Annotated in this window: 5 protein-coding genes and 1 pseudogene; all 6 read right to left on the bottom strand. The window is 38.8% G+C overall.

Features of this window, described 5'->3' with window-relative positions; genetic code table 11:
* Window positions 1-778 (bottom strand): annotated as a pseudogene (locus Q0F90_RS07715) (glucose-6-phosphate isomerase); the annotation flags it as partial.
* 84 nt (window positions 779-862) lie between these two features.
* Window positions 863-1,141, bottom strand: coding sequence for a DUF1294 domain-containing protein (locus Q0F90_RS07710; RefSeq protein ID WP_296004474.1), 279 nt, complete (start codon window positions 1,139-1,141; stop codon window positions 863-865).
* A 20-nt stretch (window positions 1,142-1,161) separates the two neighbouring features.
* Window positions 1,162-2,085 carry an NAD-dependent epimerase/dehydratase family protein gene (locus Q0F90_RS07705; RefSeq protein ID WP_296004472.1) on the bottom strand — a complete coding sequence of 308 codons (924 nt, stop codon included), beginning with the start codon at window positions 2,083-2,085 and terminating at the stop codon, window positions 1,162-1,164.
* A 22-nt stretch (window positions 2,086-2,107) separates the two neighbouring features.
* Window positions 2,108-2,833: a ribonuclease H family protein gene (locus Q0F90_RS07700; RefSeq protein WP_296004470.1), complete on the bottom strand. Its 726-nt coding sequence runs from the start codon at window positions 2,831-2,833 to the stop codon at window positions 2,108-2,110.
* Window positions 2,834-2,842: 9 nt separating this feature from the next.
* Entirely contained in the window at window positions 2,843-3,334 is a 492-nt protein-coding gene (ybaK, locus tag Q0F90_RS07695) for a Cys-tRNA(Pro) deacylase (protein WP_296004467.1), read from the bottom strand.
* Between the two features lie 103 nt (window positions 3,335-3,437).
* A partial coding sequence (locus tag Q0F90_RS07690) for a nucleoid-associated protein (protein WP_296004466.1) occupies window positions 3,438-4,218 on the bottom strand: 781 nt, incomplete at its 5' end.

Genomic DNA, 4,218 nt, shown 5'->3' with positions numbered 1-4,218 from the left:
AGCCTTCAATATCAAAACCTACAAGAGCAGCTGTTACAAAGCCAACCTCTGTAAATACAGAGAAGCGGCCACCAACGCCATAAGGAATGCTATAAGTTTTCCAATTATTTTCTAGTGCCATAGCCCGTAGAATTGTAGGATGTTCATCATCAGATACATCTGTTACAGCTACTACTTCATAGTTAATGTTGCGATCTTGTAAAGCCTTCTCCAAAATCATGAAGTTGGCCATTGGTTCTATTGTAGAACCAGACTTGGAGGTAATTACGAGCATTACCTTATAGTCAGGGCCTTTTTTCTGAGCTTGGTATTCTAAGGTACGGATAAGACCTGCTAAATAGTCGCCATCTACGTTAAAACCAGCAAAGTACATCCGTGGATATCCATTGCGTTCTTCCGTACTTAGATTATTCCAAAATGCACCACATTGAACATCAAAAATAACTTTGCTCCCTAAATAAGAGCCCCCAATGCCTACAGACACAACTGTATCGATATTGTGCCGTGCATAGTCACGCAATTCGTAAAGACGTTTTAACATATCTGGTGTATTGATACCATCTTCCGAAATATATGGAAGCTGATAAAACAATACAGGTTCTGGCAAACCATCTTTAGACACATGGCCTTCTTCAAAGCCTGTAGAACGTAAAATATTTGTATGGCGCCACACATTTTGTATAGCCCGTTCAAAATTATTTACGTCTCGCTCTTGTATGCAACTTTCATTATATATGTTAGCATAATCTAACTCGAACCCCGATTGTAATCGCAACATCAAATATCTCCTTCACTGACATTTTATGTACAATATTTTACCCATTATATCATAAAAGAATGAATAAAATATTAGTTTATGCAATCAGTTTACCCACAAACCATAACCGAAGCCTACCGCATAGACAGACCACAGCAATGCAATAGGAATAGCTAGTTTAAATTTAATCTTTAGTGTTTTATGGCGCCATAGAACCATGCCTAATAAAGCACCTACACCACCAAAGGCAAATGCTAAAAACAATAAAGTAAACTCTGAAATCCGTCCATATCCCTTGATGGCACATAATTTATCATATCCATACATGCTAAATACGATGAGATTCCAGACACCTACAGTTACCCAAAATTGTGTATCACTCATATCCCCAAACCTTGTATCTCTTACTTATGATGAGCTTTAAAATATTCTAATGTCTTTTGTAAGCCGTCCTCTAATGTAGTTGTCGCTACAAAGCCAAAATCGCGCTCTGCCTTGGCATTGCTTAAACGAGAATGCTTGATATCCCCTACCCGCTCAGCCTCATAGTGCACCATAAAATCAGCACCACTAATGGCACGGAATCGCGTAATCAACTCATTAACAGATGTTCCCTTATTGGTAGATACATTATAAATACCTGTGCATTGACTATTCCCCATAGCCTTGATATTAGCTTCTACCACATCATCTACATAAATGAAGTCTCTCGTTTGCTCCCCATCACCATAAACAGTTAAAGGCTGCCCTTCAACGATTAAACGGTTGAACACACTGATAACGCCACCTTCACCACCATCACCTTGACGTGGTCCATATACATTGGCATATCTGAAGCATACTGTATTTAATCCATAGGCTTCACGATAAATCCGTAAATACCCTTCTGCCGTAAGCTTAGTTAGTCCATAAAAGGAAGAAGGCATCCCGCTTAATTCCTCAGTTAGCGGCAATACTGCTAAATCCCCATAAACAGCAGCGGACGAAGGCATTAAGAATTGTTCAACCTTCACTTGACGACATGCATCAAGTACATTAATAAGCCCTAATAAATTAACGTCGCAGTCATAACTAGGATTCTCCATGGAGGATTGAACCATAGTTTGGGCTGCCTCGTGAAATACGATAGAGGGCTTAAATTCTTCAAAAACAGATACTAGTTTTGGATCTCGCACATCCATCTCAATAAATTGAGCAGCTTCATGTACAAAAGAACGCACACCAGTAGATAAATTATCTATAACAAGCACCTTGTGCCCTAATTCAATTAATCGATCTACAAGATGAGAACCAATAAATCCGGCCCCACCTGTAACACATATATTCATAGCACCCTCCCTTCTTATATTTCTAAATACCTGCACCTTGTTTCGCTAGTGCATCGGCCATTTCATTATATGTATCGCCCGTATGAGCAGCCACCTTGTGAAAGTGTACACGCACACGGTCTTTTATTGAGTCATAAAATGCTGCGTACTGTTGAGTAAGCGCATTATTGCGTTTCCATCCCTTTGTTGCCCACATTTCAATGCCCATATAGTCATAGTAAAGTGAACATTCAGGAATGCCACGATCAACAGCATATTTCATAACATACATAGCAGCTAATAACTCACCAGCCACATTCCAAAATGATGTATATCGTTCATCAGTAGAGGGAAAGGAAAAGGTCTCCCTATTCCCATTCAAGAAGATAACACCACCTGCTCCAACGGTATTTGTCCCTTTATTATAACTACCGTCAATATAAGCAACCACATGGTTTGGCTTAGTAAAATCTGGTTTCACAACACTTGCTGATACTTTACTTTGAACCCTAGAACTAGAACTTACCGATCTAGAGCTTATAGACGTAGACTTCACGCCTTGAGATGATTTAGGTTCGCTCTTATTAGCACTCATAAAATCACTTAAGGATAAGCCTGAGTCCTCCACAAAAGCACGGGCTTCTGCTTCCGTAGAAAAAGACTTATAGATAGCTCCACCAAAACCCTTGACCTGCTTCTCACAATCAGCCCAAGTCATATAAACACCTGGCACACGACCATTGCGAACTGCATAAAACTTTTTAGCCATACACACCTCTTAATGATCCATCGTAAGTTCAATAAATTCAGCATTTACAACAGATGCTAAATCTTTTGGATTTACCTTCATTTGCATACCACGTAGACCTGCACTGACATAGACGAACTCTAGAGGCTCCATAGTAGCATCAAAGTAAGTAGGAAATGCTTTTTTCATGCCCACAGGAGAACAGCCACCACGCAAATAACCTGTAATTCCCAACAAATCCTTAACAGGAACAAGCTCTACAGACTTATTATGGCTAACTCGAGCAGCTTGTTTCATATCTAGTTCAGAGGCTACAGGAATACAAAATACAACGTAACCTGTTTTATCACCTTTACCAACTAGAGTTTTAAAAACTTCCTTTTCCTCTAGGCCTAACGCCTCTACTACATGAAGTCCTGCTGCATGCTCCTCAGACCATTCATATTCGCTAATGCTATAAGGTACCTTATGGGTATCTAAAATACGCAATGCGTTAGTCTTTTTATGTTTTTCTTTACTCACTATATCCCACCTTATATATTAGCGTAACAAATAAATCTAATCAATATATAATATTTTTCTATATATTATAAATCACCATAAGTTAATATCTAGTCCGATATTCTTATTTATTCATAATTTTATTGATATTCTTTAATTCAATGCGCAAAGTTCCATCATCATTAGTTTTAATTTCAATGAACTCGCGATTTTTCATATACTCCACAGGGAACGAGATTTCAATGCCCGTATCGGTTTTAATCTTATGATGTTCTCCAACCTTTGTAGCAAACTCACGATTCACCGGTAATGGCCGCATCATATCTGCATCGGCTAATTCCTTCTTAGCCGCCTCTTGTTGAATCGGATTTGCTTTAAATACCTCTTCCACAATGCGAACAGGATCTACTGTGTCAGATACTTCTGCATTTTTTGCAATCATAGACTTTGCAGTCGTCAATTCAACGATGCCATCAGACTCATGCGCTTGAGCTACCTTATCTACAATAGCTTTCACCTTTTTTACCGTATCTCGCGAAGATTGATTAGTGCCTAATTGTAATACCTTATCCGCTAAGATATAGGATACTTCACCATCAAATTCACCTTTAGGCTCAAAAATTCGAACGCTAAAATCATGCAAATTAATAGATGCAAAGGCGCGTAACTTCTGTGATGGCATAGGTAACACAGCCTTATGAGAAACAAGTTCTGTGGCTAAGCTGCCATCGTCTTCACTAAATAGTTGATGGGTAAAAGCATCATGAGCTTGGCACAAAAGAATACAAATATAAGTCGTATCTGTAACAGCTTCACAAATGATCGTATCGATAACTACGGGGTCAGTTGCTTGCTTCATATAGGTAAATAAGCTTTCACCCAAATTCTTAGATAAATCTATAAAC

Source organism: uncultured Veillonella sp. (assembly GCF_934190855.1).
Classification (GTDB): Bacteria; Bacillota; Negativicutes; order Veillonellales; family Veillonellaceae; genus Veillonella.
The sequence above is the reverse complement of the archived record's forward strand: the minus strand, read 5'-3'. Positions and strand labels throughout refer to the sequence as shown.